Annotated in this window: 16 protein-coding genes; 8 read left to right on the forward strand and 8 right to left on the reverse strand. The window is 71.8% G+C overall.

The window, feature by feature from the left end:
* Positions 1-324: 324 nt before the first annotated feature.
* The gene (locus tag HHX35_RS36570) at positions 325-741 is read right to left on the reverse strand and encodes a hypothetical protein (protein WP_182903184.1); all 417 of its coding nucleotides are present in this window, start codon (positions 739-741) and stop codon (positions 325-327) included.
* Positions 742-1,022: 281 nt separating this feature from the next.
* Here HHX35_RS36570 and HHX35_RS36575 point away from each other — a divergent pair, with 281 nt between their 5' ends.
* Positions 1,023-1,715, forward strand: a complete 693-nt coding sequence (locus HHX35_RS36575) for a carbon monoxide dehydrogenase subunit G (RefSeq protein ID WP_182903185.1) — start codon at positions 1,023-1,025, stop codon at positions 1,713-1,715.
* Between the two features lie 184 nt (positions 1,716-1,899).
* Here HHX35_RS36575 and HHX35_RS36580 read toward each other — a convergent pair whose 3' ends face one another.
* From HHX35_RS36580 to HHX35_RS36590, 3 genes are all read right to left on the reverse strand, one after another.
* Positions 1,900-3,081, reverse strand: coding sequence for an NAD(P)/FAD-dependent oxidoreductase (locus HHX35_RS36580; protein WP_182903186.1), 1,182 nt, complete (start codon positions 3,079-3,081; stop codon positions 1,900-1,902).
* A gap of 138 nt (positions 3,082-3,219) precedes the next feature.
* Positions 3,220-3,867, reverse strand: a complete 648-nt coding sequence (locus tag HHX35_RS36585) for a PadR family transcriptional regulator (RefSeq protein WP_182903187.1) — start codon at positions 3,865-3,867, stop codon at positions 3,220-3,222.
* Between the two features lie 106 nt (positions 3,868-3,973).
* Positions 3,974-4,942, reverse strand: coding sequence for a hypothetical protein (locus HHX35_RS36590; RefSeq protein WP_182903188.1), 969 nt, complete (start codon positions 4,940-4,942; stop codon positions 3,974-3,976).
* A gap of 444 nt (positions 4,943-5,386) precedes the next feature.
* Here HHX35_RS36590 and HHX35_RS36595 point away from each other — a divergent pair, with 444 nt between their 5' ends.
* From HHX35_RS36595 to HHX35_RS36605, 3 genes are all read left to right on the forward strand, one after another.
* Complete coding sequence (locus HHX35_RS36595) at positions 5,387-6,049, forward strand: DsbA family protein (RefSeq protein ID WP_182903189.1); 663 nt, start codon at positions 5,387-5,389, stop codon at positions 6,047-6,049.
* Positions 6,050-6,143: 94 nt separating this feature from the next.
* Entirely contained in the window at positions 6,144-8,189 is a 2,046-nt protein-coding gene (locus tag HHX35_RS36600; RefSeq protein WP_182903190.1) for a hydantoinase/oxoprolinase family protein, read from the forward strand.
* A complete protein-coding gene (locus tag HHX35_RS36605; protein WP_182903191.1) occupies positions 8,179-10,026 on the forward strand; it encodes a hydantoinase B/oxoprolinase family protein in 1,848 nt (615 codons plus the stop codon). The genes HHX35_RS36600 and HHX35_RS36605 overlap by 11 nt, the downstream gene beginning before the upstream one ends.
* Positions 10,027-10,039: 13 nt before the next feature.
* Here HHX35_RS36605 and HHX35_RS36610 read toward each other — a convergent pair whose 3' ends face one another.
* Positions 10,040-10,330, reverse strand: a complete 291-nt coding sequence (locus HHX35_RS36610) for a hypothetical protein (protein ID WP_182903192.1) — start codon at positions 10,328-10,330, stop codon at positions 10,040-10,042.
* A gap of 108 nt (positions 10,331-10,438) precedes the next feature.
* Here HHX35_RS36610 and HHX35_RS36615 point away from each other — a divergent pair, with 108 nt between their 5' ends.
* Positions 10,439-10,903, forward strand: coding sequence for a hypothetical protein (locus tag HHX35_RS36615; RefSeq protein ID WP_182903193.1), 465 nt, complete (start codon positions 10,439-10,441; stop codon positions 10,901-10,903).
* Here the strand turns inward: HHX35_RS36615 and HHX35_RS36620 are convergent.
* A complete protein-coding gene (locus tag HHX35_RS36620) occupies positions 10,900-12,828 on the reverse strand; it encodes a hypothetical protein (RefSeq protein WP_182903194.1) in 1,929 nt (642 codons plus the stop codon). The two genes, HHX35_RS36615 and HHX35_RS36620, sit on opposite strands and share 4 nt — an antisense overlap.
* Before the next feature lie 209 nt (positions 12,829-13,037).
* On the opposite strand from HHX35_RS36620, the gene HHX35_RS36625 reads away from it, so the two are divergent.
* The 3 genes from HHX35_RS36625 to HHX35_RS36635 all read left to right on the forward strand — a co-directional run bounded on the left by HHX35_RS36625 (position 13,038) and on the right by HHX35_RS36635 (position 16,007).
* A complete protein-coding gene (locus tag HHX35_RS36625; protein WP_161628001.1) occupies positions 13,038-13,193 on the forward strand; it encodes a hypothetical protein in 156 nt (51 codons plus the stop codon).
* A 148-nt stretch (positions 13,194-13,341) separates the two neighbouring features.
* Positions 13,342-14,508: a CaiB/BaiF CoA-transferase family protein gene (locus HHX35_RS36630; protein WP_182903195.1), complete on the forward strand. Its 1,167-nt coding sequence runs from the start codon at positions 13,342-13,344 to the stop codon at positions 14,506-14,508.
* Complete coding sequence (locus HHX35_RS36635; protein WP_182903196.1) at positions 14,505-16,007, forward strand: carboxyl transferase domain-containing protein; 1,503 nt, start codon at positions 14,505-14,507, stop codon at positions 16,005-16,007. Before HHX35_RS36630 ends, HHX35_RS36635 begins: the two co-directional genes overlap by 4 nt.
* A gap of 69 nt (positions 16,008-16,076) precedes the next feature.
* On the opposite strand, the gene HHX35_RS36640 is transcribed toward HHX35_RS36635, so the two are convergent.
* On the reverse strand, positions 16,077-16,523 hold the full coding sequence (locus HHX35_RS36640; RefSeq protein ID WP_182903197.1) for a hypothetical protein: 447 nt from the start codon (positions 16,521-16,523) through the stop codon (positions 16,077-16,079).
* A complete protein-coding gene (locus HHX35_RS36645; protein WP_259405720.1) occupies positions 16,520-16,978 on the reverse strand; it encodes a hypothetical protein in 459 nt (152 codons plus the stop codon). Before HHX35_RS36645 ends, HHX35_RS36640 begins: the two co-directional genes overlap by 4 nt.
* Between the last annotated feature and the right edge of the window lie 6 nt (positions 16,979-16,984).

Consider the following 16,984-nt stretch of genomic DNA (forward strand, 5'->3'; position numbering starts at 1 on the left):
GCGGTCGGACCGTCCCGGTCACCAGGGACAGGGGTCCCGTCCCGCCGGGAGCGCCTCCTGGGGAGGCACGGGATCAAGAATGGACGAACGATGACAAGTGCCGCGTCCGCCGCGCGGCTGATTCACCCGTACGCCGCGCGGTTGACGGCGCGAAGGCCGGATCGGTGGATGGGTGTACGGGCCTCCCGATCGGGCGGGTGGGAGTGGGCCGTACAAGTCGCCGGGACGGCCGGCGCGGCTTCTTCACCAGGGACGACAGCGGTGCGGTCGTGGGGGCCGACCTCGGGGGCCGGCTGTTCACCCGCGTCCGCGCCTGAGGCACACCTACGCGGCGGCCGGGTGGAGTGCCAGCGTGGGGTAGTCGGTGTAGCCGCGGTGGTCGCCGCCGAACGCGGTGCTCATGTCGGCCTCGTTCAGCGGCGCGCCGACGCGCAGACGCAGGGGCAGGTCGGGGTTGGCCAGGAAGGCCCTGCCCAGCGCGACCAGGTCGGCGCCCCAGTCCAGCAGTCTCTCCGTGGCGGACGCGGGGTCGATCGCCTCGGGGTCGTTGACGATCAGGGCGTTCGGCCACAGGCCGCGGATCCGCGCGTTGAGCTCGTCGCCGCCGGTCGCCACGAGGTGCAGGTAGACCAGGTCGAGGTCGGCGAGCGCGGACACAAGCGCGGGGTAGAGCTCGTGCGCGTCCTCCTCGACCAGTCCCTGGGCGCCGTTCAGAGGGGACAGCCGGATGCCCAACGGCATGGTCGTGTCCTTTCCTCCATGGATGGCCCACCAACTTGGTCAGCAAACTTGGTCGGCCAATGTCCTAGTGATACAACTTGGCCGACCAATTTGCAAGCGGCGGCGAATCGGTGAGGGCTGGAGCGCGGCGGGCCGGCGAGGCGCTGTCGTCATGGCTCCGGTAGCCGGCCGTGCCTCCGGGGCATGTGAACTCTGCACGACCGCGGCGCCGTGCCGGGGCAGATCTTGCCGTTCTCGCCGTACGGGTGATTCTCTAGGGTGCTCGGCATCGGAGGTGGCCCATGAAGGTCTCAGGCAGCGCGCTGGTCGCGGCGGAGCGCAAGCGGGTCTGGGACGCCCTCCAGGACCCCGGCGTCCTGGTTCGGACGATCCCCGGCTGCGAGCGCCTGGAGACGATCGGCGAGAACGTGTACGCGATGACGGTGACCGCGGGGGTCGCCTCGATCAAGGGCGTCTACCAGGGCGAGGTGGCGCTGCGCGACCAGGAGGAGCCGGACCGGTTCACGCTCGGCGCACGCGGCCAGGGCGCTCCCGGCACGGTCGAGGCGACCGTGGTCGTACGGCTCGGCGACGCCGGAGGCGGCACCCGGATCGACTACGACGCCGAGGCCGTCGTCGGCGGCATGATCGGCGGCGTGGGGCAGCGGATGCTCGCCTCGGTCGCCAAGAAGACCGCGGGGGAGTTCTTCTCCGCCGTCGAGCGGCACCTGCTGTCCGTCCCCGCCGGATCCGTGGAAACCGTCGTCGCCGAGGTCACGCCGGTGGCGGCGGCCGGCGACGAGCGTGCGGCGGTGGCGGCGGCGGCCGTGACCGGGGAGGCCGCGCCGCGGGTGTTCACGCGAGAGGTCCCGGCCGCGCCCCGCCAGGGTGTGCCGCCCTGGACGATGCTCGCGGCGTTCGGCGCCGGCGCCGGGGTGGCGCTCGGCAGCGCCGTCATCGGCTGGCTCCTCGGCCGCCAAGGCCGCCGCAGGTAGGACAGACGCCGCCGCGGGCAGGACGCGTGCCGCCCCGGGCAGGGCAGGCCCGCGCAGGTGGGACACGTGCCGCCGCGGGTAGGGCAGGGCGTCGCGACCACCGACGTCCCGTGACTTCACGGACAGGCCGGTTCCGCCGCGGCGGAACCGGCCTGTCCGTGGTCCGGCTGCCGGCTGCGGATTCCTAGGAGAGGGCGCCGACGGGTGTGTCCCAGTCGATGCGGTAGCGCTGCTCCGGGCCCACGGTCTTGTCCGGATTCAGGAACGTCTTCAACATCAGCGGCATGAGAAGCGGCATCAGCTTCTGCATGACCGGACCCGGCGTCTTGGCGCTGTTGATCTTGTAGGTGCGTGCCGCCACCTTCTCCACCCGGGTGCGGCGGAGCCGCTCGTACGTGGCGAACGCCCGCGGTACGTCCTCGATGTCCCGCAGGCAGCGGGCGAGCTCGACGGCGCTCTCGATCGAGAGCGACGCGCCCTGTCCCGAACTGTTCGACGGCGCGTGGACGGCGTCGCCGACCAGGACCATCCGATCCCGATACCAGTGCGGGACGCTGGGCATGATGTAGAGGGCCCCCGTCACCTGCATCGACGTCACCGGGGTGCGACGGAGCAGTTCACCGCCGGGCACGTCCTCGCCGTACGTCTCACGCAGGATGCGCATCCACTCCTCGCGCGGCACCTCGCGGGCCTGGGTGAGGGACAGGGGGCGGTGGTAGGGCAGGTTGACGCCCCAGGTGCTGCCGCCTGCCGCGTTGAGCCAGTAGAGGTAGTAGCCGCGCCTGCCGAAGGCGAAGACCATCGTCTCCGGGTCTTCGGGCACCTCATATGAGGACACGCCTTCCAGGCCGAGCATCCCGGTCCACTTCGGGCCGGGCGCGTCCGGATCGATGAGCCGGCGAACGGTGGAGTGGACGCCGTCGGCGCCGACCAGGACGTCGAACCGGGCCCGGCTGCCGTCCTCGAAGACCGCCGTGGTGCTGCCCTCGACCCCGGTGAGCCGTCTGCCGTACTCGACGTTGACGCCCTGCTTCACGGCCTCGTCGTGCAGCGCCCGGTAGAGGTCGGCGCGCCGGACCATGTGCAGCGGTCCGACCTGGGACAGCCTGGGCAGCTCCAGGCGTGTGCGACTGCCGAGCGTCATCACCGAGCGGGTGCCGGGCTGCCCGGCCGCCCGCACCGCGTCGGCCGCACCGACGATTTCCAGCGCCGCCATGCCGTTGGGGGCGAGGACGAGCGATCCGCCGACGCCGTCGGCGCTGGTCGGGTACGCCTCGTAGATGGTGGCGTCGATGCCCGCCTTGCGCAGCGCCAGCGCGGTGACCGGGCCGGCGATGCCGCCGCCGATGATCGCGACGTTCTTCATTTCTCCTCCTGTCGATTGACGTGCTCGCCGAACCGTCATGGGAGGAGACCCGTTATTCTCGATTCGTTGCATCTTCGGGCCACCGCATGCCGGTTCGAAGGTTCTCCTGGTGGCGGTGTTGCAGCACCGCCACCAGGGCTAAATGTCGGTGATGTTCTTTTCCGCGAGTTCCTTCATCTCGGCCGGCAGTCCGCCGGCCTCGTGGAAGGCCCGCCACTCCGGCAGGCCGGGGAAGGTGCCCGCGGTCAGCTCGTCGAGCAGGGCGCCGATCCAGCCCTCTTCCGCCTTGAGTATCGCCAGGTCGTACTCCGTCTCGATGAGGAAAAGACGCGGCACCTGCGCGCGGTCACGTTCGTAGAGCTCCTCCAGCCCGGCGATCCCCTTCCTGATCGCCGCGAGCCGGTCGGTGAGCAGCCCGGCCACGTCGTCCGGGGGGAGCACCGCCATGACCGACAGGCCGGCGCGAAACCACGGGAACTCCGTGTGGGGGACGCGGAGCAGCTCCCGGGTCCAGTCGACCAGCTCCTCCCGGCCCGCCTCGGTGATCCGGTAGACGGTCCGCTCCGGGCGGCGCCCCTGGCGACCGCTCTCCAGTTCCTGGATCAGCCCATGCTTGGCCAGGTTGCCGACGACCGTGTAGAGAGACCCCCACTTGATCCCCATGTCGTGCTCTTTGTTCCAGCCGCGCAGGGCCGCCGCCATCTCGTAGGGATGCATCGGCCGATGCGCGAGCGCGGAGAGCACCGCCAACGCCAGCAGGTTCGCCACCTTGCGCCGCTTCGCCATCGACGATCACCCTCCTGCTCGCTTATTCGTCTACGAATATACGGCTGCGAGTCCACTGGCCGCAAGACCGGGGGCCCCGGCGTACGCCGCGGGCGGGCCGGGCGGATCAGGCGGCGGCGCGGTAGACGGTCGCTCTGCGAACCCCGCCGGCCTTGCAGGAGGAACGGGTCCCGACCGCCCACAGCGCCGGCGTCCCGGGCCGGGAGGCCAGGGCCGTGACGTCACCTCCCTCGCACTTGCCGTCCTCCAGGCGCTGGCGCAGGCTGATGCGGCCGTGCCGGTCCATGTGGAGGAGCCGGCTGCCCCACTGCGCCTCGATCCACGCGCCGTGCCTCCCGTCGTCCACGATCTCGGTGAGACCGGTCCCGTCGAGCTCCTCGTCGCGGATGACGTCCATGGACCACTCGCGGCCGTTCCAGTGGCCGATCAGCCATTGTGCGAACTCCTCGTCGCCGGTGTCGTTGAAGACGCCCCCGACCGCCCACACGTCCCTCGTGCCGCGTGCGAGGACGTCCCAGAAGAACGCGCTCAACCCCTCCACCAACGGCAGGCGTGGAAGGGCCACACTGGTCCAGGCGCGGCCGTTCCACCTCGCCGCGGCGGGCTGACGGGTGGCCGTGTCCCGGCCCACCGCCCACACGTCAGAGGGGGTGCGCCCGTCGATCGACTCGGCCCAGATCGGCATGTGCGTGTCCGTCCAGCGGCCGTCGGGCCGCCGGCGCTTGACGACGGTGGCGCTCGTCTGGCCGACGTCGCCCTTCCGCGCCAGGAACCACACCTCCGGGCCGATCGCCCGTGCCCGGGTGATGCCGAGGCCGCCGCCGAGATCGGTGACCCGCCAGGATCGGCCGTCCCACCGCGCGGCAGAGGATCGGGACATGTCCGGCGCGTAGTCGGGGGCGCCGGTGAAGACCCACAGGTGATCCCCCTGGTCCACCACCACGGCGCGCCCAGCGCCCTCCACGCCGGTCAGGGGCACCCGCTTCCAGCCGCGCACGGTGAACCGTCCCACCCAGGCCTCGTTGACGGCGCCGGCGCCGACGGCCCAGGCGCTCCCGTCCGCTCGTATCGCCACGCCGGTGAGCGTCAGAGGTTCCGCCGCCGGCAGGACGCGCACCGGCCGCCACGGTCCCGCCATGGTGGGGGCGGGCAGGAACGGGGACGCCGGCCGGGCGGCCGACTGTCCGGGTGTCGGCGTACGCCGGGCCGGCGACTGCGGCCGAGGGGTGTCCGACGACGCGTGCACCGTCCGGCGCCCCTCTCCGGGTCCGGCGCACGACGCGACCAGAACGGCCGAGAGCAGGGCGACAAGGAGTTTCCCGCGGGGTGACATGTGCCACAGCGAACTAGACGCACCGGTCCCGCCGCAACCGGCCGGCGCGGGCCTGCCCCCGGTCCTGGTGCGGGCCGGGAAATGCCTTGCCCAGCCGGTTGACGTGAGGCTGTGGCCGCCCCTGCCACTCCCGGGAAACGCCTCCGGCGGGGAATCGGCCGCCGGAGGCGCTGGTTGGGACATGTCGTGAAAGTCGAGATCTTCTCCGATGTCGTGTGTCCCTGGTGCTACATCGGTCACCACCGTCTCCGGGAGGCCGTGCGCCTCTACGAGGGGGACGTCGAGGTCGCCCATCGTCCGTTCCAGCTCGACCCGGACGGAGTCTCCGGCGGTGAGCCGCTGCTGCGCGCGCTGGAGCGCAAGTTCGGCGGCGCCGCCCGGGTGGCGCAGATGACCGGCCACGTCACGGGCGTGGCGGCGCAGGACGGGCTGGAGCTCCATTTCGACCGGGCAGTCGCCGCCAACACGTTCGAGGCGCACCGGCTGATCCGGCTGGCCGGCCGCGCGGGGCGCGACGCGGACATGGCCGACCGGCTCTTCCGGGCGCACTTCACCGACGGCCTCGACGTCGGCGACCCCGCCACGCTGGCCGCCCTGGCCGCCGAGGCGGGAGTCGAGGACACGGGCGAGGGGGCGGACGAGGTGCGCGCGGAGCTGGCCCGCGCCCGTGCGCTCGGCGTCCGCGCCGTCCCGCTGTTCCTGTTCGAGGAGAAGTTCGCCGTCTCGGGCGCGCAGCCCGTCGAGACGCTCGTGGCCGCCCTGCGGGAGGTCGAGGCGCGTACGGCCGAGGAGAGGGCCGTACGCGTGCCGGCCGGGGAGGACTGTGACGACGGCACCTGCGCGGTGTAAGTCACTCGTCCGGGCAGGGTCTGACGACAGGACGGCGATTCTTCGGCAGAGTGCGCCGGTTCTTCCGATCGGCGGCGATCGGTAGACACGGAGCATGTCCAGCGTCCGCATCGGGGTCGACACAGGCGGCACCTTCACCGACGTCGTGCTCGTCGACGAGGAGTCCGGCCAGATCGTCACGACCAAGACTCCCTCGACTCCTGCCAACCCGGCCGACGGGTTCATGGCAGGCGTTCACAAGGTGCTCGAGGCCCACGCGGGGTCCCGCGCCCTCGATGCCGTGTCCGCCCTCGTCCACGGCACCACCGTCGCCACCAACCAGTTGCTGGAGGACCGCCCGGACGGCACGTCTCACCTGGGCTTCGTCACCACGGAGGGCTTCGAGTTCGTCCTGGAGATCGCCCGGCAGAGCGTGCCGGACGGGTACGGCAACTCCTACTTCTGGGTCAAGCCGCCGCGGATCGTGCCCGTCCACCGGGTGCGGACCGTCGGGGGACGGCTCGACCACCTCGGCCGTGAGGTCCGGCCGTTCGACGAGGAGCAGGCCGCGGACGTCGCGCGGTGGTTCAGGGAGCGGGGCGTCACCGCGATCGGGGTGTGCTTCCTGCACTCCTACGCCGACCCCGGGCACGAACGGCGGATGCGCGAGGTGCTGGAGCGCGAGCACCCCGAGGCGGTCGTGTCGCTGTCGAGCGACGTGCTGCGGGAGTACCGGGAGTACGAGCGGTCGGTGACCACCCTGGTGGACGCGGCGGTCAAGCCGATCATGCGGCGGTATATCGAGAACCTGTCGGAGCGGCTCGGCCGGCCGTTCTCCGTCATGAAGAGCAACGGCGGCGTGCTGTCGGCGGCCGAGGTGGTGCACCAGCCGATCACGACCGTGCTGTCCGGCCCGGCCGCGGGGGCGCTCGGCGCGGCGCTGATCGCGGGGACCGCCGGGCACCCGAGCGCCATCACCCTCGACGGCGGCGGCACCTCGACCGACGTGGCCGTCGTGGTGGACGGAGAGCCGTCGCTGACGACCGAGGGCAGCATCGGCCGCTACCCGTGCAAGATCCCGATGATCGACATCGTCACGGTCGGGGCGGGCGGCGGATCCATCGCCTGGATCTCCCCCGAGGGGACGCTGAAGGTCGGCCCGAGGTCGGCGGGCGCGGACCCCGGGCCGATCTGCTACGGCAGGGGCGGCACCGAGGTGACGGTGACCGACGCGCACGTCTTCCTCGGGCGGGTGCCCCCGCATCTGCTCGGCGGCGAGATCCCCCTCGACGTCGCCGCCGCGCGGGCGGGCGTCGAGGCGCTGGCGGGCCGTCTGGGGCTGACCGCGGAACGCTGCGCCACCGGCATCCTGGAGATCAGCGCGTTCAACCAGTCGAACGCGATCAGGCAGATCACGGTCCAGCGCGGCCTCGACGTGCGGGACTTCCCGATGGTCGCATTCGGCGGCTCCGGACCGCTGCTGGCCTGCCGCCTCATCGACATCCTCGGGCTGCGGGCCGCGATCATCCCGCCCGACCCCGGGAACGTGTCCGCGTTCGGCCTGCTCACGGTCGACGTGAAGAACGACTACGTGCGCACGCACGTCGCCCGCGACCCCTCCCCGGATGCGCTCAGCGAGATCCTCGCCGACCTGGAGGCCCAGGCGGCGGCCGCGCTCGACCGCGAGGGATTCGCCGAGCACGTGTACGCGCGCAGCGCCGACCTGCGTTACTACGGCCAGGCGTACGAGGTGCGGGTGCCGGCCCCCGACGGCCCGGTGGACGAGGCGTGGCTCGCCGTGATCGCCGAGCGGTTCCACGCCGAGCACGAGAGGCTCTACGGGTACGGCTACCGCGACGACCCCCGCCACGCCGTCGAGTGGGTCAACCTCCGGGTGTCCGGCATCGGCCCGATCAACCGGCCGAAGATCGCGCGCAGGCCCCGTCAGGAGGACGAGCCGAGCCCGGTCGCGACCCGCGACGTGTACTACGACCAGTGGGGCCGGACCGTGATCTACCGCCGGGCCGACCTCGGCGCGGGAGCCGCGATGCGCGGCCCGGCCGTGATCGAGGAGTACGGCTCGACCCTGCCGGTGCACCCCGGCTTCACGGCGACCATGGACGACTACGGCAACCTCGTGGTGGTGAGCGATGACCGATAGGAACGTCGACCCCGTGCTCGTGGAGATCGTGGAGGGCACGCTCGCCTCCGTGGAGATGGAGGTGGAGACCGCGATCGCCCGCACCGCCCGCTCGCCGATGATCCGCGACGCCCACGACTTCCGCGCGGGCATCCACGACGCGCGGCTGCGCAAGCTGACCGGGCGCTCTTATTCGGCGCTGGTGCAGCCGATCGTCCGCGACTTCCCGATCGGCACCATGCGGCCCGGCGACGTCTTCTTCCACAACGACGTCTACCTCTCGGAGGGCGGCATCGGCCACCTGCCCGACCTGTGCGTGACGGTGCCGGTCTTCCACGGGGGCGACGTCGTCGCGTTCGTCCAGGCGTTCGGCCACCACGACGACATCGGCGGCGCGGTGCCGGGATCGATGCCGTCGCACGCGCGCAGCGCGTTCGAGGAGGGCCTGATGGTCCCGCCCATCAAGCTCTGGGATCAGGGCGTGCCCAACCGCGCCGCGCTCACCATCATGACGCGCAACTCCCGGATGCCCGATTCGCTGGCGGGGGACCTCGACGCGGAGTGCTCGGCCTGCCTCATGGGCGCCCGGCGGCTCGGCGAGCTGTTCGACCGGTACGGCCGGGAGGCGGTCGAGGCGTGCTTCGACGCGATCATCGACAAGACGACCGAGACGTTCCGCCGCGAGCTGCTCGCGAAGATCCCCGAGGGTGTGCACATCTGGGAGGACTACGCCGAGCACGACGGCGTGGACGAGCCGCGCCTGCACACCCAGCGGATCACTCTCACCGTCGACCACGCGGCGGACGCCCCGCTGACCATCGACTTCACCGGCACCTCGCCTCAGGCCAAGGGACCGATCAACCACGCCGGAGACTACGCCGACGGCGTCTTCCTGAAGAAGTGGCTGGCGCCGATCCTGCGCAACCTCGCCGACACGCCCGAGCGGATGGCCGAGCTCGACGTCAACGAGGGCGTCGTGCCGCTGATCAGGATGGTCTTCCCGGAGAAGGGCACCCTGCTGACGCCGATCTTCCCCGCTCCCACCAACGCCCGTACGTTCGTGATCCTGCGCCTGCTCGGCGTGCTGGCGGGCGTGCTCGCCAAGGCGACCGGCGGCCGCATGCCCGCCGACCAGGAGACCATCCGCTACACCGGCGTGTACGGCGAGTCGGACGACGGGCCCTACCTCATGCGCGAGGTGCTCGGCGGCGGCTCGGGCGGGCGCTGGTACGCCGACGGGGAGGACACCATCCACGTGGTGCCCGACAGCCGCAACATCCCGGTGGAGTTCGCCGAGGCACGCTGGCCGTTCCGGGTCGAGCGGCTGGGCCTGGCCGTGGACAGCGGCGGGCCGGGGGAGTTCCGTGGCGGCCTCGGCTACGACAAGCACATCCGCATGCTGCGGGACGCCTCCTTCATGTCGATCGCCGACCGCTCGATCCTGTCGTGCTGGGGCGTCAACGGCGGCCGTGCGGGCCGTCCCTTCCAGGTCACGGTGGACGGCGTGGAGATGGAGGGCCTGGTCGACGACTTCCCCGTACGCGCCGGGCAGGTCATCCGCATCCGCACGACCGGCGGAGGCGGCTGGGGCTCGCCTTACGACCGGCCGGCGGAGAGGGTGGCCGCCGACGTCCGCGACGGGAAGGTGTCGTCCGAGGGCGCGCGCGAGGACTACGGCGTCGTGCTGTCCGTGTCACACGAGGCCGGAGCCGTCGACGAGGTCGTCGTGGACAAGGAGGCGACCGAGCGCCTGCGGGAGCGGCTGCGCGAGACGCGTCCCGCCGCCTTCTTCGACCGCGGCCCGGGGTACCCCAAACTCTCCGGCGGCCTTCCGCACGCGGAGGTGGACACCGTCTGACGTGCCGCCGGCCTCAGCCGCTCATCGCGGCGGAACGGGAGACCTTGGCGGGTGTGGCGCGCAGCTCCGCCTCGAGTTCGGCGATCACGTGCTGAACGGCGGTCCTCATCCGAGCCCGGCGGCCGTTGAGCTCTTCGGCGAAGGCGCGAGCCGCCGGGCCCACCCATACCGGTTCACCGCCGAACTGGGCGCAGGCCCGGTCCAGGGCCGTCTCCAGGACGTGAACGTGCTCCCGAACCGTTTCGAGCGCGGCCCGCAGGTCGTCGTACTTCGGATTCGGCACCAGATCGTCGTCCGTGGGCACGTTTCGGGCTCCTGTTTACAGCGGCAGAAAAGACAGGTGGTCGTATCGTGCTACTCCCTGAGATTATGTGGCCGGATATGGTTCCGGCGAGACACGGAGGCGGACTCGATGCCCGGCGCGCCCTTTTCCGTACGGCTACGCCCCATCGCTGCCGCGCTCCTGCTGGCGCTTCTCACCTCAACCGCCTGCACATCAGAAGATTCCCCTACAGCAGCACAAGCAGGCCAAACCCTAAAAAAACACGTCCTTCAACTACTGAAGGAGCGCAACGCCCAGAACGTGACCATCACCGACCCCGGCGGCAAAAACCTCCCCTGCGGCGACGGCAAAGCCAAGCAGACCTTCGCCGCCACGGGAGAAGATCTTTGGCCAGGAACCGAACCTGACGCGCTCAACGACATGCTGCTTGGCGCGCTGAAGCGTGTGGGCGCCTATCGGATATCTGGAACATCTGACGCGAAAACTCCGGTGGAAGTCGTCAACCGATCAACGCGCACCATCCTCCGTCTGAGCTCCAGAGAGAAGGGTCGATATCAGGTGCAGGGGGAGACCGAATGCCTCTTGATTTCCTAGCCACCGAGTAGCTCTGCACGCGCCTGCGCGCGTTGCTTATTGCCGTCGAATCGGTCGGCCCAGCGTTGTGACGACTGTCCTAGTGAAAGTTGTTCGTCACCACCCAGGCCGTTGGCGATGAACCATTGGTCGAGGGCTCGCAGGCCCTGGTTGCCTGACTGAGCTATGGCGGGGAAGGGGCGGAGGCTGCCCTCGCCGTCGGCGATGGCGACACCGGGCGGGCAGGTGGCCTGGTAGTCCTTGGGCGATACGGCCGCGGGGAACCCGGCGCCGAGGAGAAGCCCGGCCACGGTGTGCTGCCGGCCCAGGGTTTCGGCGTCGTCGCTGTCGCGCAGTCGCTCGACGTTCGTCTCCTCACCGGGGCTGATGTTGTTCAGCAGGCCACGGCCCTGGTCGAGCATCAGCCACAACAGTTCCCCCTGCGGCAGGGCCTTGCCGAGCACCAACTGGCTGACGTCCCAGGCCATGTCGTCCGCGATGTCGTTGCGTTCCGCGACGTCGTCGAGAGCCTTGAGGTGTTTTTCCGCGGCGGCGAGTTCGAAGCCGCGGACGTTGCCCAGCGCGGCGAAGAGGTCATCCAGGCGAGAGGGGTCTGCGGCCTTGAGCATCGGCGGCACGTTCAGGCCGACGAGGCGCTTGGCGAGGTCCCCCATGCCCTGATCGAAGGGCCTGCGGTCGGACTCGCCGCCGGCGAAGGTGAGCAGGAACCGGTAGGTGTCGTCCGGGCTCAGCCGGAACGCCGGCGACAGTCCCGGCACGCGCGACTCGACCGGGCCGAACGCGCTGGGCAGCAGCTGGTTGGAGTCGCCGAGGTTCGCGCCCTCGGTCATCTCGGTGGCGTACGCGCCCGCGATCTCGGCGAGGTGGACGCGCGTGGGCGGGGCGAAGCGGAACGCCGAGGTCCCGGTGACGACGGCGAAGGCGAACCGCGCCGCGACGTCGCTGTGGGCTCCGTCCTTCTCGTCGTACGCGCCGGACGCGGCGGCGAGCATCCGCCCGAACGCGTCGGCGGACGCGGCGTCCACGGCCGCGCGGTCGTTCAGGTCCCGCAGGAACGTCACCAGGTCTAGCCGTCGGTCATGCGAGCCGAGACCCGGGCGCGTGAGCAGACGGGCGGCGGCGTCCCTCGGCAGCGGGCTGTTCCTGGTCGCCAGCGCGATCGCGAGCCGCGCCGCCGCGGGATCGGCGGCCAGCGCCTCGAGGTATGGCGTCAGCGTCTCGCCGCGTGTCGTCTCCCCGGGGAGGAACACCTGTGTGGCCACCACCTCGGCCAGCCACTCGGTGGGCAGTCGCCCCGCCGACAGCAGGTCGCCGATGTCCCTGCGGTCCTCCTCGTCGTCCGCCCTGGTGCGCACGGCGGCGGCGACGGCCGCGAAGCCGGGGACCGCGGACCCTCCACTCACCGCCGAGCCGAACGCCCGGCTCGCGGTCCGCACGGCCTCGTCCACGTTCTCCTGCAGCACCTGGCGCAGCCGCCGGGGCAGTTCGACGGTCCGGCGTACGCCGATGCCGGCGAAGAAGGCGGCGGCGAACTCGGAGTCGTCGGCGTGCGCGGCCAGGTCCTCGACGAGCTTGCGGTACTTGTCCACGAGGTGGAAGTCGAACGGGGCGTCCGGATCGACGTCCTTGTACGCCGCGGCGAGTGCGCCGCCCAGCCGCCGGGCCTCGGCCGACCCGAGGAGGTTCTTCTCGTCGTACGGCACCAGCGAGCCCGGCGACCAGCTGGGCGCGTGGGAGAGGCCGACGGCCATCCGGTGGCGGCGGCGCAGATCGGGCAGCCGTTCGTCGATCCACCGTTCGACCTCGCCGATGGGGCTCAGGGACGCGGCGGGCAGTCCCCTCGCGGCGAACACCCGCCGGACGGCCTCGGCGCGTTCCCCGATGACCCCGCGGGCGTGCTCCAGTTCCTTGACGAAACGATCCATGGGCCCGAGGGACATGCCACTGAAGTCCGGAGACAACGGCCCCGTGCCCGGTGCATCCGATCCCACGTCTCGCCCCCAGGTCGCGCACCGACACCGCACGTCGTCCCCGGTCTTCACCGTACCGCCCCGCGCGCCCCGGCACCGGTGATTGGCGGCGGTGTCCGTGGGTAGCCGTCCAGTAACGGCACAAACGGGATGGTGAGTTATAAATGGCATCTATCGTCCAGCGCATCAGGGACTACCTGCAGAGCCCCAAGGGCCGGGAGAACGTCGAGAAGGCCAAGACCGCGGCGCGTGATCCGCAGAACCAGCAGCGGCTGCGCCGGCTGATGGACCAGTGGCGCGGCCATCGCACGCATCGCTGACGCAACCCGGGGTGGGGGTGGCGGCCCGGGGCGCCGGGCCGTACGGGACAGCACGGACACCGGGCTGTCGCGTCTATGGGGTGACCTGGCAGGCTTTCCGGTGGAGACCGAAGGACGTTCTCCTTAGCGACCCCCGTGGAGGCTGGCCGTGCAGGGACCTCTCAGCGGCATCGTCGTCCTCGATCTGTCCCGGGCCCTCGCCGGGCCGCACTGCGCGCAGATGCTCGGCGATCTGGGCGCCCACGTGATCAAGGTGGAGCACCCGTCGGGGGACGAGTCGCGCGGATGGGGCCCGCCCTTCGTAGGCCCGGATCACGACATATCCACGTACTTTCTCGCCGCCAACCGCAACAAGCGGTCGCTCACGGTGGACATGAAGTCCGAGAAGGGCCGCGACCTGATCGAGCGGCTCGTACGGCAGAGCGACGTGCTGGTGGAGAACTTCCGCACCGGCGTGCTCGACCGCCTCGGGTTCTCCGCCGAGCGCCTGCACGCCCTCAATCCCCGGCTGGTGATCCTGTCCATCACCGGATTCGGCCACGACGGTCCCGAGGGCGGCCGGCCGGGCTACGACCAGATCGCCCAGGGGGAGGCCGGGCTGATGTCGCTGACCGGTCCTTCGCCGGACGAGCCGTATCGGGTCGGAGCCTCGATCGCCGACCTGCTCGCGGGCATCCACGGCGCGTACGGCGTGGTCGCGGCGCTGTACGAGCGCGAGCGGACCGGTCGCGGGACGGTCGTCAGGACGTCCCTGCTGGCGTCGGTCGTGGGTGTGCACTCCTACCACGGCACCTCCTGGACCGTCGGCGGCGCGGTGCCGAAGGCGGGCGGCAACCACCACGCCTCCATCGCCCCGTACGGCGCCTTCCGCTGCGCCGACGGCATGATCCAGATCGCGGTGGCCAACGACGGGCAGTGGCGCAAGGTCGCCCAGCTACTAGACATCGATCCCGAAATGCCGAAATATGCGACGAACAGGGATAGGTTCGCCCATCGGGAAGAGCTGATCGCCGAGATGGAGAAGGCGCTGGCGGCGCACGACCGCGAGCACTGGCTCGCGGCGCTGGGGGAGATCGGCGTGCCCGCGGGCGCGATCCGGTCGATCGACGAGGTGTACGCCTGGGACCAGGTGCGGTCACAGGGCCTGCTCGTCACCGTCGACCATCCCGTGCTCGGCCCGATCGAGTTGCCCGGCCCGCCGCTGCGGTTCGACGGCCGAGCCTCGGATGACGGGCATGCCGCGCCTCCCGGCCTGGGCCAGGACAACGACGCCGTGCTCGACTGGCTGGCCGAACGGGAGCGGCGCTCGCCATGAACGAAGGCGACGCGGGCAGGCCTGACGCGCGGACGCTGATCGCGCGGGTGCTCGACGCGCACTCGTGGAAGTCGTGGGACGAGCCTCCGCGGGACCGGGCCGAGCCCGGGTCGGCGTACGCCGCCGAACTCGCCCGCGTCCGGGCCAGGACGGGGTACGACGAGTCGGTCGTCACCGGTGAGGGCACGCTCGACGGACGCCGGGTGGTTGTCGTCGCCTGCGAGTTCTCCTTCCTGGCCGGCTCGATCGGGGTGGCGGCGGCCGAGCGGCTCGTCCGGGCCGTCGAACGGGCCACCGCCGAGCGCCTGCCGCTGCTCGCCGCCCCCGCCAGCGGCGGCACCCGCATGCAGGAGGGCGCGCTGGCCTTCACCCAGATGGTGAAGATCACCGCGGCGGTCGCCGCCCACCGCGCCGCCGGCCTGCCGTACGTCGTCTATCTGCGCCATCCCACGACGGGCGGGGTGTTCGCTTCGTGGGGCTCGCTCGGGCATGTGACGGCCGCTGAGCCGGGCGCGCTCATCGGCTTCCTCGGGCCTCGGGTGTTCGAGTCGCTGCACGGCTACCCGTTTCCCCAGGGAGTCCAGGTCGCGGAGAACCTCTACGCCCATGGGCTGGTCGACGCCGTGGTCTCGGCCGAGGACGCGCGGGAGATCGCCATCCGGGCGCTGGCCGTGCTCTGCGCCCCGCGCGCGGGTCTGGAGCCCGGCCCGGCACCCGAGGAGGCGGCCGAACCGGCACCGGCGTGGGAGGCCATCACCCGCTCGCGCCGCGACGACCGCCCCGGCGTACGCGACCTGCTCAGATACGGCGCGCGGGACGTGACCCCGCTGCACGGCACCGGCACGGGGGAGCGCGACCCCGGCCTCCTGCTGGCGCTGGCCAGATTCGGCGCCGCGCCCGCCGTCGTCCTCGGCCAGGACCGGCGGCGGCAGCGGGCGGGCAGCACGCTCGGCCCAGCGGGGCTGCGGGTGGCCAGGCGCGGCATGCGCCTGGCCGGCGAACTGGGCCTGCCGCTGGTCACGGTCGTCGACACCGGCGGGGCGGAGCTGTCGAAGGCGGCAGAGGAGGGCGGCCTGGCCGCCGAGATCGCCCGCTGCCTGGCCGACCTCGTCATGCTCGACGCGCCCACCGTGTGCCTGCTGCTGGGGGAGGGCGCGGGCGGCGCCGCGCTGGCCCTGCTCCCGGCCGACCGGGTCGTCTGCGCGCAGCACGCCTGGCTGTCGCCGCTCCCGCCTGAGGGCGCGTCGGCGTTGCTGTACCGGACCGTCGACTTCGCCCCGGAGATCGCCGCCGCACAGGGCGTACGCGCCGCCGACCTGCGGCGGGACGGCATCGTGGACCGGATCGTGCCGGAACGGCCGGACGCGGCGTACGAGCCGGAGGAGTTCTGCCGCAGGGCCGGCCGCACGCTCGAACACGAGATCGCGGGCCTGCTGGACCGCCCCGCGGGGGAGCGGACGGCGGCCCGCTTCGCCCGCTACCGGTCGCTCGGCTCCTGAACCGGCCACCTCGTCACACCCGCCCACCGGCCCCGGCGTCGGTCGCCGGGCTCCCGAGAACCCGGGTCCTCAAGGACTCTCGTGACCGTCCGGCCGGTCAGCGGTGAGCGGCACCGGGACGCGCTCCACCCGGATCGCGTGGACCTCGTCGCGGGGCACGACCACCTCGTAGGCGCCGTGGTCCACCAGCCAGTAGCCGAGCGCCTCGGCCTTCAGGCCGTTGTGGCCGGTGTAGGCGATGTGCAGGCCGCCCTCCCCGCCGTCGCCGCCGTCGTCCTCGTCCAGCACGAGGCACGGCTCACCGCCGAACGCCCCGACCGTGCGCAGCAGGGTCAGCCGCTCCAGCGCGGCGCGGCTCACCCGCAGCCGCCAGTAGCCGCCCGCGGAGGTGAACCCCTCCTGCGGCGTCTCGCTGAACAGCACGACGTCGTCGCCGCCCGGCCCGACCGCGGCGGCGTAGTCCCGGTCGCGGTAGCGGGCGACGAATCCCAGGCCGACCGGCTCGATCTCGCTCATCGCGCCGGCCGCCAGGTCAGGCCGTCGTACCCGGCGAAGGGACGCTCACCGGCCGCGGTGAGGTGGACGATCTCCGCGCCCGCGGGGATCGGCATGGGCATCGTGTGGAACTGTGGCACCACCTGCTCGCGCGAGGCGGTGAAGCCGTTCCCGGTGAAGGGCGGTGCATCGCTCCAATCACCGCCCATGTGCGGGCCGTACGGGACGACGTAGGTGTCGATGTCCCGCGCGTCCCAGCGCACGATGTACAGCTCGGGCACGTCCGGCGTCAGCTCCGATCCGTCGAAGCACAGGTCGAGGGCCTCGACGAGCGCGGCGGGGGTGGTGAGGCGGTCGCAGTCCTGCACGCGGTACACGTAGCCGGAGATGATCGTGCGACGGCCCGACAGGTACGGCACGAGCAGCCGCGGCGGAACCACCTTCTGCATCCGCGTCCTGCGTCCCGGCTCGCTCATGGGGCC

Source organism: Microbispora sp. H10830 (assembly GCF_014161375.1).
Taxonomy (GTDB): domain Bacteria; phylum Actinomycetota; class Actinomycetes; order Streptosporangiales; family Streptosporangiaceae; genus Microbispora; species Microbispora catharanthi.